General features: G+C 74.9%; 13 protein-coding genes, 1 pseudogene and 1 riboswitch. Of the genes and pseudogenes, 8 read left to right on the top strand and 6 right to left on the bottom strand.

Annotated elements, in window-relative coordinates; all coding sequences use genetic code 11:
* The first annotated feature begins 200 nt into the window (after nt 1–200).
* The 3 genes and pseudogenes from ACWGSR_RS15570 to ACWGSR_RS15560 all read left to right on the top strand — a co-directional run.
* Entirely contained in the window at nt 201–758 is a 558-nt protein-coding gene (locus ACWGSR_RS15570; RefSeq protein ID WP_453566816.1) for an isochorismatase family cysteine hydrolase, read from the top strand.
* 183 nt (nt 759–941) lie between these two features.
* Nucleotides 942–3,215: a catalase gene (locus tag ACWGSR_RS15565; RefSeq protein ID WP_453566814.1), complete on the top strand. Its 2,274-nt coding sequence runs from the start codon at nt 942–944 to the stop codon at nt 3,213–3,215.
* Between the two features lie 255 nt (nt 3,216–3,470).
* Nucleotides 3,471–3,668 (top strand): annotated as a pseudogene (locus tag ACWGSR_RS15560) (potassium-transporting ATPase subunit C); the annotation flags it as partial.
* 24 nt (nt 3,669–3,692) lie between these two features.
* Here the strand turns inward: ACWGSR_RS15560 and ACWGSR_RS15555 are convergent.
* The gene (locus ACWGSR_RS15555; protein ID WP_376238717.1) at nt 3,693–5,252 is read right to left on the bottom strand and encodes a glycerol-3-phosphate dehydrogenase/oxidase; all 1,560 of its coding nucleotides are present in this window, start codon (nt 5,250–5,252) and stop codon (nt 3,693–3,695) included.
* Complete coding sequence (locus ACWGSR_RS15550; protein WP_376238714.1) at nt 5,249–5,887, bottom strand: TetR/AcrR family transcriptional regulator; 639 nt, start codon at nt 5,885–5,887, stop codon at nt 5,249–5,251. Before ACWGSR_RS15550 ends, ACWGSR_RS15555 begins: the two co-directional genes overlap by 4 nt.
* Nucleotides 5,888–5,961: 74 nt before the next feature.
* Here ACWGSR_RS15550 and ACWGSR_RS15545 point away from each other — a divergent pair, with 74 nt between their 5' ends.
* From ACWGSR_RS15545 to ACWGSR_RS15535, 3 genes are all read left to right on the top strand, one after another.
* Nucleotides 5,962–7,557, top strand: coding sequence for an FAD-binding oxidoreductase (locus ACWGSR_RS15545; RefSeq protein ID WP_376238711.1), 1,596 nt, complete (start codon nt 5,962–5,964; stop codon nt 7,555–7,557).
* A 170-nt stretch (nt 7,558–7,727) separates the two neighbouring features.
* Entirely contained in the window at nt 7,728–8,621 is an 894-nt protein-coding gene (locus tag ACWGSR_RS15540) for a diacylglycerol/lipid kinase family protein (protein ID WP_376238709.1), read from the top strand.
* Between the two features lie 24 nt (nt 8,622–8,645).
* Entirely contained in the window at nt 8,646–11,033 is a 2,388-nt protein-coding gene (locus ACWGSR_RS15535; protein ID WP_453566811.1) for an ATP-binding protein, read from the top strand.
* Here ACWGSR_RS15535 and ACWGSR_RS15530 read toward each other — a convergent pair.
* The 4 genes from ACWGSR_RS15530 to ACWGSR_RS15515 form a co-directional block, all read right to left on the bottom strand.
* Nucleotides 10,994–11,446: a response regulator gene (locus ACWGSR_RS15530; protein WP_453567048.1), complete on the bottom strand. Its 453-nt coding sequence runs from the start codon at nt 11,444–11,446 to the stop codon at nt 10,994–10,996. The genes ACWGSR_RS15535 and ACWGSR_RS15530 overlap by 40 nt on opposite strands.
* 5 nt (nt 11,447–11,451) lie before the next feature.
* On the bottom strand, nt 11,452–13,278 hold the full coding sequence (locus tag ACWGSR_RS15525; protein WP_453566809.1) for a PP2C family protein-serine/threonine phosphatase: 1,827 nt from the start codon (nt 13,276–13,278) through the stop codon (nt 11,452–11,454).
* A 166-nt stretch (nt 13,279–13,444) separates the two neighbouring features.
* Entirely contained in the window at nt 13,445–14,860 is a 1,416-nt protein-coding gene (locus ACWGSR_RS15520; protein WP_453566807.1) for an NAD-dependent succinate-semialdehyde dehydrogenase, read from the bottom strand.
* A 187-nt stretch (nt 14,861–15,047) separates the two neighbouring features.
* A complete protein-coding gene (locus tag ACWGSR_RS15515) occupies nt 15,048–16,004 on the bottom strand; it encodes a GlxA family transcriptional regulator (RefSeq protein WP_453566805.1) in 957 nt (318 codons plus the stop codon).
* Nucleotides 16,005–16,086: 82 nt separating this feature from the next.
* Between ACWGSR_RS15515 and ACWGSR_RS15510 the strand changes: the two genes are divergently transcribed.
* Complete coding sequence (locus ACWGSR_RS15510; RefSeq protein ID WP_453566803.1) at nt 16,087–16,680, top strand: MBL fold metallo-hydrolase; 594 nt, start codon at nt 16,087–16,089, stop codon at nt 16,678–16,680.
* A 185-nt stretch (nt 16,681–16,865) separates the two neighbouring features.
* Nucleotides 16,866–16,982, top strand: a riboswitch (cobalamin riboswitch).
* Nucleotides 16,983–17,118: 136 nt separating this feature from the next.
* Nucleotides 17,119–17,604: a DUF4430 domain-containing protein gene (locus ACWGSR_RS15505; RefSeq protein WP_453566801.1), complete on the top strand. Its 486-nt coding sequence runs from the start codon at nt 17,119–17,121 to the stop codon at nt 17,602–17,604.
* The last annotated feature ends 95 nt before the right edge of the window (nt 17,605–17,699 follow it).

The following is a 17,699-nucleotide window of genomic DNA, read 5'->3' as shown; positions in this document are numbered from 1 at the left end:
CGCCCGGGGCAGGCGCCTCCATCGGGACCGGCGACACGGTCTTCGCCCCCGCCGGTCTCCGGACGGACGACCACGCGTGGAGTCCCGCCGCCCGGCCCTGCGCGGTCGGGCCCTCGCCGACGCGAGCACGGCACCCGCCGACCACGGTCCGTCCGGGAGCGGGGCCCGGCGGGAGGAGCGGAAGAAGAGAGGTGGCCACCGTGGCACAGACCGCGCTCGTCGTGATCGACATGCTGAACGCCTACGAGCACCAGGACGCCGAGGCCCTCGTCCCTTCCGTGCGGGAGGCGCTACCGGGCGTGGAAGAGCTCCTGAGGCGTGCTCGCGAGGCCGGCGCCCCGGTGATCTACGTCAACGACAACTTCGGCCGGTGGCGTTCCCACCACGGTGAGATCCTCGAGGCGGCGCTCGCCGGCCGTCACCCGGACCTGGTCAAGACCATCGCCCCCGACGAGAAGTCGCTCTTCGTCGTCAAGGCCCGGCATTCGGCCTTCTTCGAAACCCCCCTGGCCTACCTCCTGGGGCAGCTGGGGGTCCGGCGAGTGGTCCTGTGCGGGCAGGTCACCGAACAGTGCATCCTCTACTCGGCGCTGGACGCCCACATCCGGCACTTCGACGTCAGCCTCGCCCCCGAAGCCGTCGCCCACATCGACGCGGACCTCGCCGACGCGGCCCTGCGCATGATGGAGCACAACATGTCGGCCCACATCCGCCCGCTGGACGCCCTCACCTTCGACTCCGGCGAGCCGGACGCGTAACGCTCCCGCGCCGCGCGTCCGTCGCCGGGGCGCCGACGCCCGGCCGCGGCGGCGCAGGGGCACCCGTGTGCAGAGGTTGTGCCGTTGGGCGGACGGCGGCGGCGCATCCGTTACGGCGCGGGCAACGGCGGTCATGGCTGTGGCAGTCCCGCACCGTCCCTGCTTCGAGCTCGAAGGAAAAGCATGCCCCACGAGAACCCGCTGAAAGCAGCCGTCGAGAAGCTGACCGAACCCTTCCGGGAGAACGGGCCCGCCGAAGGCGTTCCCGGCGTGCCCTCCTCGGCGCCCGCGTCGCTGGAGGAGCCCACCGAGCCGCACGGACCGCTGCCGCCGAAGCCGGACCAGACCGGGCCGGAGACGGTCAGTCCCACCGGTCAGCCCACCGGCGCCGACCAGGCGCGGGTCGCGCAGAGCGGCTCCTACCTGACCACCGCGCAGGGCACCCGGCTGTACGACACCGACCACTCGCTCAAGGCGGGCCCGCGCGGCCCGGTCCTGCTCCAGGACCACCACCTGCGCGAGAAGATCATGCACTTCGACCACGAGCGCATCCCGGAGCGCGTGGTCCACGCGCGCGGCGCCGGCGCGCACGGCGTCTTCCGGTCGTACGGCACGGCGGAGGGCGTGACGAAGGCGGCCTTCCTCGCCGCCGACGCCGAGACCCCGGTGTTCGTCCGCTTCTCGACCGTGCTCGGTTCGCGCGGCTCGGCCGACACGGTCCGCGACACCCGGGGCTTCGCGACGAAGTTCTACACGGAGGAGGGGGTATTCGACCTGGTCGGGAACAACATCCCGGTCTTCTTCATCCAGGACGCCATCAAGTTCCCCGACGTCATCCACGCCGGCAAGCCCCACCCCGACCGGGAGATCCCGCAGGCCCAGAGCGCCCACGACACCTTCTGGGACTTCGTGTCGCTCCACACCGAGGCCCAGCACCACACCATCTGGAACATGTCCGACCGGGGCATCCCCCGCTCCTACCGGACGATGGAGGGCTTCGGCGTCCACACCTTCCGGCTCGTGAACGCCGAGGGCGCGACGACCCTGGTGAAGTTCCACTGGAAGCCCAAGCTGGGCGTGCACTCGCTGGTGTGGGAGGAGGCGCAGATCGCGTGCGGCGTGGACCCCGACTTCCACCGCCGCGACCTGGCCGACGCCATCGAGGCCGGCGCGTACCCGCAGTGGGAGCTCGGCATCCAGACCTTCCCCGACACCCCCGATCAGACCTTCGAGGGCATCGACCTGCTCGACGCGACGAAGATCGTCCCCGAGGAACTCGCCCCGGTCCGGCCGATCGGCCTGCTCACCCTCGACCGCAACCCGTCCAACTACTTCGCCGAGACCGAGCAGGTCGCCTTCCACACCGGCCACCTGGTCCCCGGCATCGACGTCACCGACGATCCGCTGCTCGCCGGACGCCTCTTCTCCTACCTGGACACCCAGATCACCCGCCTGGCCGGGCCCAACTTCAACCAGATCCCGATCAACCGGCCGCACGCCCCCGTCAACGACATGCTCCGCGACGGCTTCCACCAGCAGGCCGTGCACACCGGCGTCGCGCCCTACAAGCCGAACTCGCTGGACGGCGGCTGCCCGTTCTTCGCGGGCGCGGACACCGGCGCCTTCGTCGAGGTCCCCGTGGAGGTCCCGGCCGGACGCAAGGTCCGCGAGGCGCCCGCCTCCTTCGCCGACCACTTCAGCCAGGTGCGGCTGTTCTGGCTGAGCATGACCCCGGTCGAGCGCGAGCACATCATCGCGGCCTACACCTTCGAACTCGGCAAGTGCTGGGACCGGGCCGTCAAGGAGCGCCAGCTCCAGGCACTGGCCAACATCGACACCGAGCTGTGCACCCAGGTCGCCACCGGCCTCGGCCTGCCGGTGCCCCGGGCCGTCGAACCCGCGCCCGACAGCGACCCCAGCCCCGCGCTCTCCCAGGTCGGCCGCGAATGGCCGGCCGACGGACGGATCATCGGCGTCGTCACCGACGGATCCGCCGACGCCGACGGCGTACGCGCCCTGCGCCGGGCGGTCCTCGACGCGGGCATGGTCCCGCTGGTGATCGCGCCCGCGGGCGGCACGATCGGCGGCGACGCCGACCCGATCACGGTCCAGCGCACCTTCGCCACCGCCCGTTCGATCGAGTTCGACGCCCTGGTCCTCGCCGGCACCCCCGCCCCGGGCGCCGACGCCCAGGGCGCCCGCGACGCCAAGGCCGGCGAACCCGGGCAGGGCACGGCGCCGGTCGACCCGCGCCTGGCGCTCCTGGTCTCCGAAGCGTTCCGGCACGCCAAGGCCATCGGCGGCTGGGCCGGCGCCGAGACCGTCCTGCAAGCGGCCGCGATCCCCACCGGCGCCCCCGGTGTCGTCCTCGCCGACAGCGGCGAGGCGGTCCTGGCCGACCTGACCCCCCTCCTGGCCAAGCACCGGGTCTGGGACCGCTTCCCGCCGGCGATCTGACCCGTTTCCCGTCCCTCCGCCCCGCCGGCCGCCCGAGGCCGGCGGGGCGGACGGGCGAGGACGCCCTCCCTCCCCGCCGACGCCGGACGCCTGAGGACCACCGGCCACCACGGCTACGACGTCCTGTCGAGTGCCGGTCATCCGCCCCCGCTCCTGTACGGGACGGCCCTGCCGCCCGGCGTCGTCCGACTCGACCCGGACCCCCTGCTCGGCATCGACCCCGACGCGGCCCGCCCGCTCACCGTCCTGCCCCTGCTGGACCCGCACATCTCCCCGGAGTACGCCAGGCTCCAGGTCCACCGCGTCGCGGCGAAGAACCACCTGCCCGTCGCGACGGTGGACGCGCTGGTCGCGGACCACACCGACGGTCGCGTCCTCGGCTTCGTCGGCGAGCCCCGCGTCGACGCCCTGAAGCTCAACACCGCGCTCAAGGCCCTGGTGGCCGGGGGCTGACGGCCCCCGGCCGGCCCGCCGTCGTCACGCCGTCCGTGTCAGCGCCTCGTCCGCCGCCGCCACCGCCACCGCCCGGTCCTCGGTGACGAGGCCGATGCGGGTGCGGCGGTCGAGGAGGTCGGAGGCGTCGAGCGCGCCCTCGTGGCGGACCGCCCACAGGAGCTCGGCGCGCGTGACGGGGTGGCCGGGGACGACGGGACGGGCGAGGTCCGGTTCCCGGAGCCCGAGGGCGTGCACGGCGGTGGCCTCGGTGCCGTAGCGGCGTACGAGCCGCGCCGGGACGTCGAGGCCGGCGAGGGCCTGCGGCCGGGCGGCACCCACCAGGGGCACCGAGGCGGTGCGGCAGGGGCCCGCGGTCAGGCCGCGGGCGGCCACGGCGGCGTCGAGGGCGTCCTGCGCCATCCGGCGGTAGGTCGTCAGCTTGCCGCCGACGACGGTCACGACCCCGTCGGGCGAGGTGAGGACCGCGTGCCTGCGGGAGATGTCGGCGGTACGGCCTCCCGCGTCGCGCGTGTCCAGGAGCGGGCGCAGACCGGCGAAGGCGCCGACGACGTCCTCGCGGCGGAGGGTGACGTCGAGGGCGGAGCCGAGGACGTCGAGGAGGAAGCCGATGTCGGTCTCGGGGACGTCCGGCACGTCGGGGACCTCGCCGTCGACGGGCTCGTCGGTGAGTCCCACGTACACCCGGCCGTCGCCCTGGGGGAGGACCAGGACGAAGCGGTTGGCCTCGCCCGGGATCGGGATGTGCAGTCCCGCGGAGAGCCGGCCGAGGTCCTGTTCGCGCAGGACGAGGTGGGTGCCGCGGGAGGGCCGCAGCCGGACGTCGTCGACGAGGCCGCCCGCCCACACCCCGGCCGCGTTGACGACCACGCGGGCGCGGACGCGCAGCTCCTCGCCGCTCGTCTCGTCGCGGACCAGCGCGCCGTCGCCGGTGAGTTCGAGGGCGCGGACGCGGGTGAGGATCCGTGCGCCGTGGGCCGCCGCGGTGCGGGCGATCGCGGTCACCAGGCGCGCGTCGTCGGTGAGCCGGCCGTCCCAGGACAGGAGGCCACCGCGCAGGCCGGTCGGGCGCAGGGCCGGAGCGAGGTGGCGGGTCTCGACCGCGGACAGGGTGCGCGGGGCGGGCAGCGTGCGGCGCGACGTACGGGCCGAGGCCCGCAGCGCGTCGCCCGCGAGGAAGCCGGCCCGGGCGAGCGCGGCCTGACCGCGGCTGACGAGCGGGGTGAGGGGGAGGACGAACGGCTGGGCGCGGACCAGGTGGGGCGCCGTCCGCTCCATCAGCACGCCGCGTTCGACGGCGCTCTCGTGGGCGACGTCCAGCTGCCCGGTGGCGAGGTAGCGCAGTCCGCCGTGGATCAGCTTCGAGCTCCAGCGGGACGTGCCGAACGCGAGGTCGTGCGCGTCGATCGCGGCGACGTCGAGTCCGCGCGTGGCCGCGTCGAGCGCGGCGCCCGCGCCGGTCGCGCCGAGTCCGACGACGAGGACGTCGACCTCGGCGCCGTCGGCGAGTGCGCCGAGTTCGCGGCCGCGGCGTTCGGCGCTCAGCGAGGAACCGGGCAGGGCGGGGCCGCTCGTGGAGGTCATGGGGTGAGGGTCCTCTCCAGCAGGGTGCGCAGTTCGCCCAGGAAGGCGTCCTGGTTCAGTTCGGGATCGGTCTCGTCGGTCATGGTGCGCAGCGAGAGCGTGAAGGACTGCACGACGAGCAGCAGGGACCGGGCCTGGAGGTCCACCGGCGCCCGGCGCACGGACCCGTCCTCGTGGCCCGCCCCGATCGCGGCGACGAGCAGCCCGAGGAAGGCCTCCTGGCTGGCTCCCCTGCGGTCGAGGACGTAGGGCAGCAGCAGTTCGGGGTCCACGTCGAGGATCTTGTGGAAGAGCGGATGGGCCCGGAACGCGGCGGCGCCCGCGACGAGTCCGTCCACGATCCGCGCCCGGACGGGCCGGTCCTCGGAGGCGGTCGGCATGGCTCCGGCCGCCACGGCGGTCCACTCACGGGTCATCAGGTCGCCGACGAGGCTGCGGACGTCGGGCCACCGCCGGTACAGCGTCATCCGGGACACGCCCGCGCGCCGGGCGACGTCGGTCAGGGTCGTCCGGCGCACGCCGACGGCCAGGACGCAGTCGCGTGCCGCGTCCAGGACGAGGTCGGTGTCCGAGCGCCTGCGCTCCGGCCGGCCGGGTTCCGTGGGGTCCGAGTGGTTGTGACGAATGGGCGTCATCTGTCACAGTGTAATGCCAGTACGGGCCGAGCGGCAGCACCGTCCGTGGAACAGACCGAGAGGAAACCCTCGCAGTGGACATGTTGTGGAGCGGCTGGGGCGACCCGGCCAAGGCGGCCCCCCTGCCCGACGCGGTGACGGGCCTGCTGCGTGACCTGCTCGGCGTCACCCCCCGCCCGAGCGGACCGGCGACCCTCGACGCCCTCGACCTCCCGCCCTCCCCCCTCACCGACGAGGCGCGCACCGCGCTCGCCGGGGCGCTCGCCGCCGGGGACGCCCTGCGGGAGGACGCCGAGAGCCGCGTCCGGCACACCCGGGGCAAGTCCACTCCCGACCTCCTGCGCATCCGCGCGGGCGAGGTCGACGACGTCCCGGCCGCCGTCGTGCTCCCGGGCGGCCACGACGAGGTGGTCGCCGTCCTGCGCGTCTGCGCCGCGCACGGCCTGTCGGCCGTCCCGTTCGGGGGCGGCACCTCCGTCGTCGGCGGCCTGGCGCCCGAGACGAAGCGGCCCTTCGTCGCCCTCGACCTGCGCCGCCTCGACCGGCTCGTGAGCGTGGACGAGGTCTCCCGCACCGCCGTCCTCGAACCCGGACTGCGCGGCCCGCGGGTCGAGGAGCTCCTGAACGCGAAGGGCTGGACCCTCGGGCACTTCCCGCAGTCCTTCGAGTGGGCGTCCGTCGGAGGCTTCGCCGCCGCCCGCTCCAGCGGCCAGGCCTCGGCCGGATACGGCCGCTTCGACGAGATGGTCCTCGCGCTCACCGTCGCCACCCCCGAGGGCACCCTCGAAACCGGACGCGCGCCCCGCTCGGCCGCCGGCCCCGACCTGCGCCAGCTGATCCTCGGCTCGGAGGGCAGCCTCGGCGTCATCACGGCCGTCACCGTGCGCATCCGCCCCCTGCCCCGCAGGCGCGTCTACGAGGGCTGGCGCTTCGCCTCCTTCGAGGCGGGCACCGCCGCCCTCCGCCGCCTCGCGCAGGACGGCCCGCGCCCCACCGTGCTGCGCCTCTCCGACGAGACGGAGACCTTCGTCGGGCTCGCCCAGCCGGACGCGATCGGCGCCTCCGACGTCCCGCAGGGCGGGGGCTGCATGGCCATCGCCGGCTACGAGGGCACCGAGGCCGAGACCGGGGCCCGCCGCGCCGCCGCCCGCGAGATCCTGCTCGACGCCGGCGGCGAGTACGTCGGCGAGGAGCCCGGCGACCGCTGGGCGCACGGCCGCTACGACGCGCCGTACCTGCGCGACGCGCTGCTCGACGCCGGCGCCTTCGCCGAGACCCTGGAGACCGCGGCCTTCTGGTCCGCGCTGCCCGGCCTCTACACGGCGGTGCGCGACGCCCTGACGAACGGCCTCACCGAGGCCGGCACCCCGCCGCTCGTCATGTGCCACGTCTCCCACACCTACGAGAACGGCGCCTCGCTGTACTTCACCGTCGTCTCGGCGCAGGGCGAGGACCCGGTCGCGCACTGGGAGCCCGTGAAGCACGCCGCGAACGACGCGATCCTGGCGGCGGGCGGCACGATCAGCCACCACCACGGCGTCGGCACCGACCACCGCGACTGGTACGCCCGCGAGATCGGCCCCCTGGGCGTCCGCATGCTCCAGGCCGTCAAGGCCGAGGTCGACCCCTCCGGCGTCCTCAGCCCCGGCGTCCTCGTCCCCGTCCGCTGAACCCCGTTCCCCGCCGGTCCGCGGACGACGCACCCCGCGGACCGGCGGCCTCGGGGGCTCCCGCCCGCCGACCGGGTCCGCGTACGGTGCCCGGGAGCCGACCGTCCGACGGTCCGTCCGTCGCCCCGCCCGTCCCTCGCTCCCTTCTCTCCCGCTCGGAGGCCCGACCCATGCGACAGTTCACCGCCGTCGTCAACCCCACCGCAGGGGGATCCAGCGGCACGGCGGCCCTGCTCCCGCTGGCCCGGCTGTTGCGGGAAGCGGGTGCGCGGCTCGACACCGTGTACAGCCGGAGCCTGGAACACGCGCGGGAGATCGCCCGAGGCGCGGGCGAGCGGGGGCACGTGGTGCTCGCGGTCGGCGGCGACGGGATGGCCGGCTGCGTCGGCGGCGCGCTCAGCGGCACGGACACGGTCTTCGGCCTGGTCCCCGCCGGCCGGGGCAACGACTTCGCCCGCGCCCTCGGCCTGCCCGCGGACGCCCCGGACCTCGCGCGGGTGCTGCTCGACGGCGATCCGCGCCCGGTGGACACGATCGAGGTGGAGTCCGCCGCGCACGCGCGGATCTCCGTCCTGGGGAGCGTGTACGCGGGCGTCGACGCGGTGGCCAACCACCACGCGAACGCCTCGCGGCTGCTGCGGGGAGCGGCGTCGTACTACGCGGGCGGCCTGCGGGCCGTCCTCGCGTGGAAGCCCGCGGCCTACCGCGTCACCGTCGACGGCGTGACGCACGAGCGCACCGGCTACACGGTCGTGGCGGCGAACTCCGGCTTCTACGGCTTCGGCAGGAACGTCGCCCCCGGCGCCCGGCTCGACGACGGACTCCTGGACGTCGTCGTCATCGGCGACGCCCCCAAGCACCACTTCTTCGCGACGATGAACGAACTGAAGACCGGGGCGCACGTGCGGCGTCCGCAGGTGGAGATCCTGCGCGGCGAGGAGATACGCATCGAGGCGGACCGGACGCTTCCGTACGGTGCCGACGGCGAGGTCGACGCGACCCTGCCCGTGACGGCCCGGGTGCAGCCGGGGGCGCTCCACGTCCTGGCCCCTCCTCCGAGGTGAGCCGTCACCGGCGAACGGGGGAGGATGGGACCGGGTCCGGGGCCGGAGGTTCCGGCCGGGTCCCGGGAGAGCGGTGAACCAGTGGAACAGCGATGGCTGTCGCGGCGGGCGCAGGAGGCCGAAGGGGCCGCGGAAGGGGGCTTCGACCTCACGCGGTGCGTACGCGAACCGATCCACCTGCTCGGCGGCGTGCAGTCCTGCGGTTCGCTGGTGGCGGTCGACCCGGAGACCGGCGTGGTCGAGGTCGCCGCGCGCAACACGGGAGCCCTCCTCGGCGTGGAGGCGGTGGACCTGGTCGGCGGGCCGGTGACGCGCCTGGTGTCCGCCGCCGCCTTCGAGGAGGCGGTGGAGGCGGCCGGCGACGAGGGAGGGGTGCCCGCCGCGCTCGCCCTGTCGGACGACGTGACGGCCCAGGGCCGCCGGTTCGACGTGTCCGCCCACCGCCGGGACGGGCTGCTCGTCATGGAGTTCGAGCCGCGCGGCGCCGACGGCCCCGAGGCGCGCGGGTTCTACCAGGGGGTGCGCCGGGCGCTGGCCCGGCTGCGGTCGGCGGAGAACACCGAGGAATGCTGCCGGGTGGCGGTGCGCGAGGTACGGGCGCTGACCGGCTTCGACCGGGTGGTCGCCTACCGCTTCGACGGCGAGGACGGTCCGGGCGAAGTGGTCGCCGAGGACGTCCGGGAGGGCTGGGAACCGTGGCTGGGACTGTGGTTCCCGGCGACCGACATCCCGCCGCAGGCCCGGCGGCTGTACCGGGAGAACTGGATCCGGGTGATCGGGGACGTGGACGACGTCGCCGTCGGACTGCACCCGCCCGTGCGGGAGGCCACCGGCGCGCCCCTGGACCTGTCGCAGGCCGCGCTGCGCACCGTCTCCGGGTTCCACCTGGAGTACCTGCGCAACATCGGCGTGCGCTCCTCCATGTCGGTGTCGGTGCTGCGCGAGGGGCGCCTGTGGGGGCTGATCGCCTGCCACGGGGCGGAGCCCGCGCGGATCACCCCGGAAGTGCGCTCGGCGTGCGAGATGTTCGGCGCCGCGTTCTCGCTCCAGCTGTCCGCGATCGAGGAGCGCGAGCGCGCGGACGCGCACGTGGAGTCCACCGCCCGCTCCGCGGCGGTGGCCGAGGCGCTCGAACGGGAACGCCTCGAAGAGGGCCTCGGCGACGGCGGCGGCCCGCTCATGGAGCTGCTTGACGCGGACGGGGTGGTGCTGCGGCGGGCCGAGCGCACCCTGGGCGCGGGCGAGGCGTTCGCACCCGGCCTGCTCCGGGCGCTGGAGGAGCGGGCCCGGACGCTGACGCCGGGCGTGCCCTGGTGCACCGACCGGCTGGCCGAGGAGGACGGGCCGGGCGGCGGCGCGGAGGCGGCGGGCGGAGGACCGGCCGGGGTGCTGATGGTGCCGCTGTCCGGGGTGGGGGAGTACGTCGCCTGGCGCCGCCCGGAGCGCCCGATGCCCCGGCAGTGGGCGGCCGACCCCTCGGTGCCGGTACGGGTCGGGCCGCACGGCGAGCGCCTGACGCCGCGCGGCTCGGGAGCCGTCTTCCGGGCCACCGTGCGCGGCCGGAGCCTGCCCTGGACCGTCCGCGACCGGGTGGCGGCCAAGGAGCTGTGGCGGCTCCTCACGGGCCTGGTCCTGCGGCACGCCGAGGTCCTGGACGCGATCAACGACGAGCTGCGGATGCGCAACGTCGACCTCGACTCCTTCGCCCACGCCGCCGCCCACGACCTCAAGGAGCCGCTGCGCGGCATCTCCAACGCGGCGACGTTCGCCATGGAGGACGCCGGGGACGGGCTCGACGAGGTCACGCTGCACCGGCTGCGGACCATGCAGCGGCTCGCCGGACGCATGGACGAGCTGCTCAACTCGCTGCTGCACTACGCCCGGCTCGGCCGCGCCGGGCTGCGGGTGCGCGAGGTGGAGCTCGGCGGCGCCCTGGACGCGGCCCTGGAGGTGGCCGGGCCCCGGCTGGCCGAGCAGCGGGTGACCGTGCTCCGCGGGACGCTGCCCCGGGTCCGGGCGGACGCCGACCGGCTGGACGAGATCCTGGTCAACCTGCTGGTCAACGCGGCCAAGTACGCCCGGCCGGACGGGGAGCGCCGGGTCGAGGTCACCGTGGAGCGCCACCCGGTCCCGCCCGCCGGGGACGCCCCGGGGACGCCCGCGGGACCGGAGCAGGTCGTCGTCGTCAGGGACAACGGCATCGGTATCCCGGCGGGCCGGCGCGACGACGTCTTCGACCTGTTCCGCCGCCTCCACGGACCGGCCGAGCACGGCGGGGGGACGGGGGTCGGCCTCGCCCTGGTCAAGCGGATCGTCGAACGGCACGGGGGCCGCATCTGGCTGGACGCCGTCCCCGGCGGGGGAACGGCGTTCTACTTCACGCTCGGGGGCTCCGAGCCGGACCCGGCCTGACGCCAGTAGTCGACGGCGCCCTTCAGGACGGTCTGGAAGAGCGCGAAGTTGACCGGCTTGTAGACGTAGCTGTCCGCCCCCGCCGCGTAGCAGGCGTCGACCTCGGCGGGGGCGGTGGAGGAGGTGAAGACCACCACCGTCACCGCGCCCAGTTCCGGCCGGGAGCGGATCCGCTCCAGCACCGCGTGCCCGCCGGCACCGGGCATGTTGAGGTCCAGCAGGATCAGCCCGGGAAGTTCCTCGCGGGCGAGCAGCGCGTCCACCAGGCCCTCCCCGTGGTCGGTGAACTCGAGGACCAGGTCGGGGTGGGTGCGGCGCAGTGCGCGCTCGATCGCCTCGGCGTCCTCCGGACTGTCCTCCACGACCAGGATCCGGTCGGGGGCCAGGCGCCGCTCGTCCGTCGTCTCCGGCATGCGATTCATCGCGCGTCCTCCACCCGTTCCTCCTCCACCCGTTCCTGCGTCACCCGGGCGACCAGTACCGCGGTGTCGTCGTCGCCCAGGGCCCGGAAGGCGGTCGCGCGGGCGATCAGCCCGGCGGCGTCGCTCCCGTCGCCGCAGCTCTCCCGGACCGCCCCGGGCAGTACGTCCTCGAACATCGTCCCGTCCGCCGAGCGCGCCTCCGACAGGCCGTCGGTGAACATCACCAGCGCGTCGCCCGGCTCCAGCACGGTCCTCCCCGGCTCGTACAGGGCGTCCGGCACCACCCCCAGCAGCATCCCGGACGCCCGGACCTCCTCGACCCGCCCGTCCGCGCGGCGGATCAGCGGACGCGGATGCCCGGCCGAGGCCGCCTCGACGGCGTACCCGTCGCCGGCCGGGGTGAGCACGCCGACGAACGCGGTGACGAACCGGGCGGCCTGCTGGCCGGTCAGCACGCCGTTGAGGCGGCTCAGCGCCTCGCCCGGCGGCGCCTTGTCCTCCAGCAGGACGCGCAGGGTGTGCCGGGCCAGACCGGCCAGGGCCGCGGCCTCGGCGCCCCGGCCGCACACGTCCCCGACGAAGAGGGCCAGCGCGCCGTCCCGGCGCACCACGGCGTCGTAGAAGTCGCCGCCCACCTCCAGGGAGTCGTCGGCCACCTCGTAGGCCGCGGTCAGCCCGACGCCGGGCCAGTCGGGCAGGGTGCCCGGCAGCAGGTGCCGCTGGAGCTGCTCGGTGTTGCGGCGGCGCTGCTCGTAGGCGGTGGTGGTGTCGATGGCCAGCGCCGCCCGGCCGGCCAGGTCGTCAAGGACCCGCAGGTCGACGATCTCCCGCTCGGGACGGTGGTAGACGAACGTCAGCGTGCCGAGCAGCTTCCCGCGCGCCCGCAGCGGGCTGATGCTCACGGCCCGCACGGCCCGGCCCGGCCCCTCGCCGTGCGGCCCGAACGCGGACGTCCCCAGGGCCTCGCCCGTGAGCAGGGTGCCGTGCGGCAGGCCCGCCGCGGCCCGCAGGGCCCCGTCCAGCCACGGGTCGTCCGCCGCCACGCCGCGCAGCCAGGGCTGCACGGCCGCCGCCACGTGCACGACGGCCACCGGGGACAGCAGGTCGCCCGGCCGGCACAGGTGCACCACGCAGGCCTCCGCCACCGCCGGAACGGCGAGCCGGGCGACGCGCTCCAGCGTCTCCCGCGCGTCGAGGCTGGCGTCCATCTGCAGGGACGCCTCCGCCAGGAACGCCTCCTCCACCCGGCGGCGCTCCGCGGCCCTGTGTTCGAGGACTCGCCGGTTGCCTGCCACCAGGACCTCGCTCAGCTGGAGCAGCCGCGTCGGCAGGAAGGGATCGGCCTCCTCCCGCCCGCCCAGCCCCAGCGAGAAGGCCGCCCAGTCGTCGCCCCCGAGCGAGAAGCGGGCCTCCAGGGCCCGGCGCGCCCCCGCCTCGGCCAGCAGGGCCGCCTCGGGCGCGAACCCCTCGTCGTCCGCCGTGAGGTCGTGCTCGTACAGGTGCACCGGCGCGCGGTTCCCGGCGTCCTTCCCGCCCCCGGCGGGCAGCCGGTCGGGCACGGTCCGCACGCTGTCGGGACGGGGGGTCGTGGTGGCCGCCGACGCGCCGCCGCCGGCCGTCAGCCGCCGCACGTACCGCAGGCTGCGGCCGTCCCAGCGGCTTCCCGCGACGGCGACCACGCCCCGCTCCGCCAGCATCAGGGAGTAGACGTGCCGGGCCATGTCCGTGATGTCCTGGGCGTCCTGCGCGGCCAGCCACATGCGGTGCAGGCCGGCGGACCAGGCCTCCGGATCCGTACCGGTCGCGCCCTCGACTCGCCTCACGCTCTCCTCGATCATGTCGGCTGTACCGGCCGGAACTCCCGCCCCGCCGCCCCGGGGCCGGATGTCGGGAGTCTCCGGGCGGGCCGCACGTCCCAGCGTACGTCGCCGCCGTCGGCCGGCCGGTCGTGGAGGCGGCGGCCCGGGCCCGGACCGCCGGACCGGGGGTTCAGCCGGCGATGCCGCCCAGCTCCGCGTCGGCGGGCAGGACGCGCACCAGCTTGCGGTTGACGAACTCCCGCATGCCGAGCGCGGACAGCTCGCGTCCGTAACCGGAGCGCTTGATGCCGCCGAAGGGCAGGTCGGGCTGGGTGGAGGTCGGGTGGTTGACCCACACCATGCCGGTCTCCACCCGCTCGGCGACCCGGCGGCCGCGTTCCGCGTCCGCGCAGAAGACGGAGCCGCCGAGGCCGTACTGGCTGTCGTTGGCGAGGGCGATCGCCTCGTCCTCGTCGGCCACCCGGTGGATCACGGCGGCGGGGCCGAAGAGCTCCTCCGCGTAGGCGCGCATCCCGGGCTTGACGCCGGTGAGGATCGTGGGCTCGACGAAGGCGCCCGGGCGGTCGATCCGGTGGCCGCCGGTGACGAGCTCGGCCCCCTGGTCCACCGTCTCGCGGATCTGCTCGGCCAGGCCGGCGGCCGCCTGCTCCGACGAGAGGGGGCCGAGCGTGGTCGCCCCGTCCGCCGGGTCGCCGGGCACCAGGGCCTCGAACGCGCGGCGCATCCCCGCGACGAAGTCGTCGTAGACCTCGTCGAGGACGATGAACCGCTTCGACGCCACGCAGCTCTGCCCGGTGTTCGCCATCCGGCCGGCCACCGCGGCGCCGACCGTGCGTTCCAGGTTCTCGCCGTCCAGGACGATGAAGGCGTCGCTGCCGCCCAGTTCCAGCAGGCTCGGCTTCATGTTGCGTCCGGCCCGCTCGGCGACCTGGGCCCCCGCGCGCTCGCTGCCGGTCAGCGACACTCCCCGTACGACCGGGTCGTCGATGATGCGCGAGATCTCGTCGTGGCTCACGAACAGGTTGGCGTACACGCCCTCGGGCGCCCCCGCGTCGCGGAACAGCTTCTCCAGGGCCAGTGCTGACTGCGGACAGATCCCGGCGTGCTTGACCAGGACGGTGTTGCCGAGGACCAGGTTCGGCCCGGCGAAGCGCACCACCTGGTAGTACGGGAAGTTCCACGGCATTACGCCGAGGAGGACGCCCAGCGGCTCGTCGACGAGGTACGCCTCTCCCTCCTCGACCTCCAGCGGCTCGTTCGCCGCGAAGCCGGGTCCGTGTTCGGCGTAGTACGACAGGATCGAGGCCGCGAGGTCCACCTCGCCGCGGGCCTCCGCGATCAGCTTGCCCATCTCCTCGGTGAGGAGGCGGGCCAGCGGCTCCTTGCGCTCCCTCATCAGCCCGGCCGCGCGTCCGAGCACCGCGGCGCGATCCCCGATCGGCCGCCTCCGCCACGCCTCGAAGGCGTGGCCTGCGGTTTCGAGGACGGAGTCGACCTCCTCGCCCTCGATCACCGGAAACTCCGCGAGGGTCTCCCCGGTGTACGGGCTGACGGTGGCGAACGGGCTCTTGCGCTGCTCCGGCATGGAAGCTCCAGTACGGGACGTATCGGGGTACGGGGGAGGCGGCGGTCCACGCGGAACGCCGCGTTCCTTCACCTCCGCCCCGGTACCCGGAAGCGGGACCGGAAAACAGCGCAAAACGGATTAAAGGCTCTCCGTTTTCGGAGGAGATGATCGTGGAGGGGTGTCGTGGCTCTCCCGGCCCGCTCCGTCACGGCGTGTTCGTGAAGGCGCGGCGGTAGGCGCGGGGCGGCACTCCCCGGCGGCGCACGAACTGTTCGCGCAGGACGGTCGCGCTCCCGTACCCGACGCGGCGGGCGATCTCCTCGACCGGCAGGTCCGTGGTCTCCAGGAGTTCCTCGGCGCCGCTCAGCCGCAGGCTCCGCACCCAGGCGTGGGGGGTGGTGCCGGTCGCGGCGGCGAAGCGGCGGGCGAAGGAGCGCTTGCTCATCAGGGCGCGCCCGGCCAGCTCCGCGACGGGAAGCGGCCGGTGGATGTTCTCGCGGGCCCACGCGAGCACCTCGGCGAGGCGCTCGTCGCGACAGTCCTCGGGGACGGGGGCGGCCAGGTACTGCGCCTGCCCGCCGTCGCGGTGGGAGGGCAGCACCACGTCCCGCGCGACGCCGTTGGCCCTCGCGGCCCCGTGCTCCCGCCGCAGCAGGTGCAGACAGAGGTCGAAGCCCGCGGCGGCTCCCGCGCCCGTGACGATGCTCCCTTCGTCGACGTAGAGGGCGTCGGGCTCGACGGCGACCTCGGGGTGGCGGTGGGCGAGCAGTGCGGCGAACCGCCAGTGGGTGGTGGCCCGCCGGCCGTCGAGCAGTCCGGCGGCGGCGAGCGCGAAGGTCCCGACGCAGTGGGCCGCGACCAGCGCGCCGCGCCCGTGCGCGGCCTTCAGCGCGTCGAGCACCGGGGGAGCGGGCGGTGTGCGGAAACCGGCCCACGGCAGGGCGATCACCAGATCGGCCGAGGCGAGCCGGTCCAGGCCGTGCGCGACGTCGAGCGGCACCCCGACGTCGGTGGGGACCGGTCCGGGCCGGTCGGCGCACAGGGCGAAGTCGAAGCCGGGCAGCCCCTCGCCGTGCGGGCCGAAGACCTCGGCGACGATGCCGACGGCGAGCATGCCGACACCGGGCGGGGCGTACGCGGCGACGGTCGTGAAGGGAGGCATGCGCGCAGTGTGGCACGAATCATGCGATCAGCGGCAGATGTGCCACTCGTGAACGGCCTTGCCCTCCACGAACATTGAGGCCATGACAGACGCACCGCTCGGCCGCAGCGCCGTGTACACCATCCTGACCACCGGATACGTCGGCTCCACCGGCCCCGGAGTCGCCGCCACCGTCTCCTACGTCTCCGACGCCGGCCGGCACGTGATCTTCGACCCGGGCATGGTGGCGAGCCCCGACCGGATCCTCGCCCCGCTCGCGGAGCTGGGCCTCGGCCCCGACGACATCACCGACGTGGTGCTCAGCCACCACCACCCGGACAACACCATGAACGTGGGCCTCTTCGGGCGGGCCCGGGTGCACGACCACAAGGTGGAGTACCGCGGCCACCAGTGGAAGAACCGGGACGCGGAGGGCTACGAACTCACCCCGTCGCTGCGGCTGATACGCACCCCGGGCCACAGCGCCGAGGACATCACCCTGCTCGCGGGCACGGAGTCGGGCGTGGTCGCCTTCGCCGGCGACCTGTGGTGGCACGCGGACGGCCCGGCGGACGACCCGGTGGCCCCCGACCGCGAACTGCTGCGCACCTCCCGGCTCCGGGTGCTGGCCGCCGCGGACCTGATCGTGCCCGGCCACGGAGCCCCGTTCGAGGGCGACGAGAACACGCCGCGCTGAGGGCCGTCCGTACGGGCGCGCCGAGGGCGTCGGTCCGTACGGGCGCGCCGAGAGCCGTCCGTACGGGCGCGCGAGGACCCGGCCGGGGGCGGGCCCCGGGGCCGGACCGGTCCCGGGCCGCCAACTGCCCCTGGCCACAGCGGTGATGCGACCGTACTATTCGTCTGCCCGGTCCGGCCGGGCGGACAACCGAATGGTCGCGCGACCTGGGGGAAGCCGGTGGGAATCCGGCGCTGACCTGCAACCGTGTGGGGCGCTTCCGCGCCCCGAGTCGGACCACCCGGCGCGCGCCCGTACCGCTTCCCCCTGTCACGGTCTGCAGAGCGAAGCCCCGAGTCGTCGGCCCGCCGACAGCCGTTCCCTCCCGGGAGGCCGTCGCGCGGGGTGCCGCGGCGTACAGGGCCGTGCCGCGCACCCGTCCCGTACGAAAGGCACCGCATGCGCCCGAACCTCGCACGCCACGCTCTGGTCACCGCCGCCCTGGGCCTCGCGCTCACCGCGGCACCGACCGTCGCCCACGCCAAGCCCCTCCCGAACACCAACGCCCCGGTGAAGGTCGGCCTCACCGTGCAGGGCCCGAACGGACTGCTGTTCAAGGGCAAGATCAAGACCAAGGGGCACGACGTGACCACCGCCACCGGCGGAACCCACAAGTGCGACGGCACCAACGGCTCGGCACACCCGACCCCCGTGCCCACCCCGACCGCGGCCCTGGACGACGCCGCCAAGAAGAAGGACTTCACCTGGGACGGCACCTGGTACGCCTCGTTCGACGACTTCTCCGTCGACACGATCAAGAACGTCAGCGGCGGCGGCTCGGCCTACTGGAGCATCTCCGTCAACGGCACCCCCACCCCGGTCGGCGGCTGCCAGTTCAAGCTGAAGGCCGGTGACCAGGTGTCCTTCACCTGGACCTCCTTCTAGCGGACGGGGCCGGGGCCCGGCGGCGGGGTGTCCTCCGTCGCCGGGGGCTGGGGCTCGTACGGGTGGGTGGGGGGGGGACGGGGCGGGGGTACGGA

This window comes from Streptomyces sp. NPDC055632, assembly GCF_053618675.1.
Note: the sequence above shows the minus strand (reverse complement) of the source record. Positions and strands in the feature narration are given on the sequence as shown.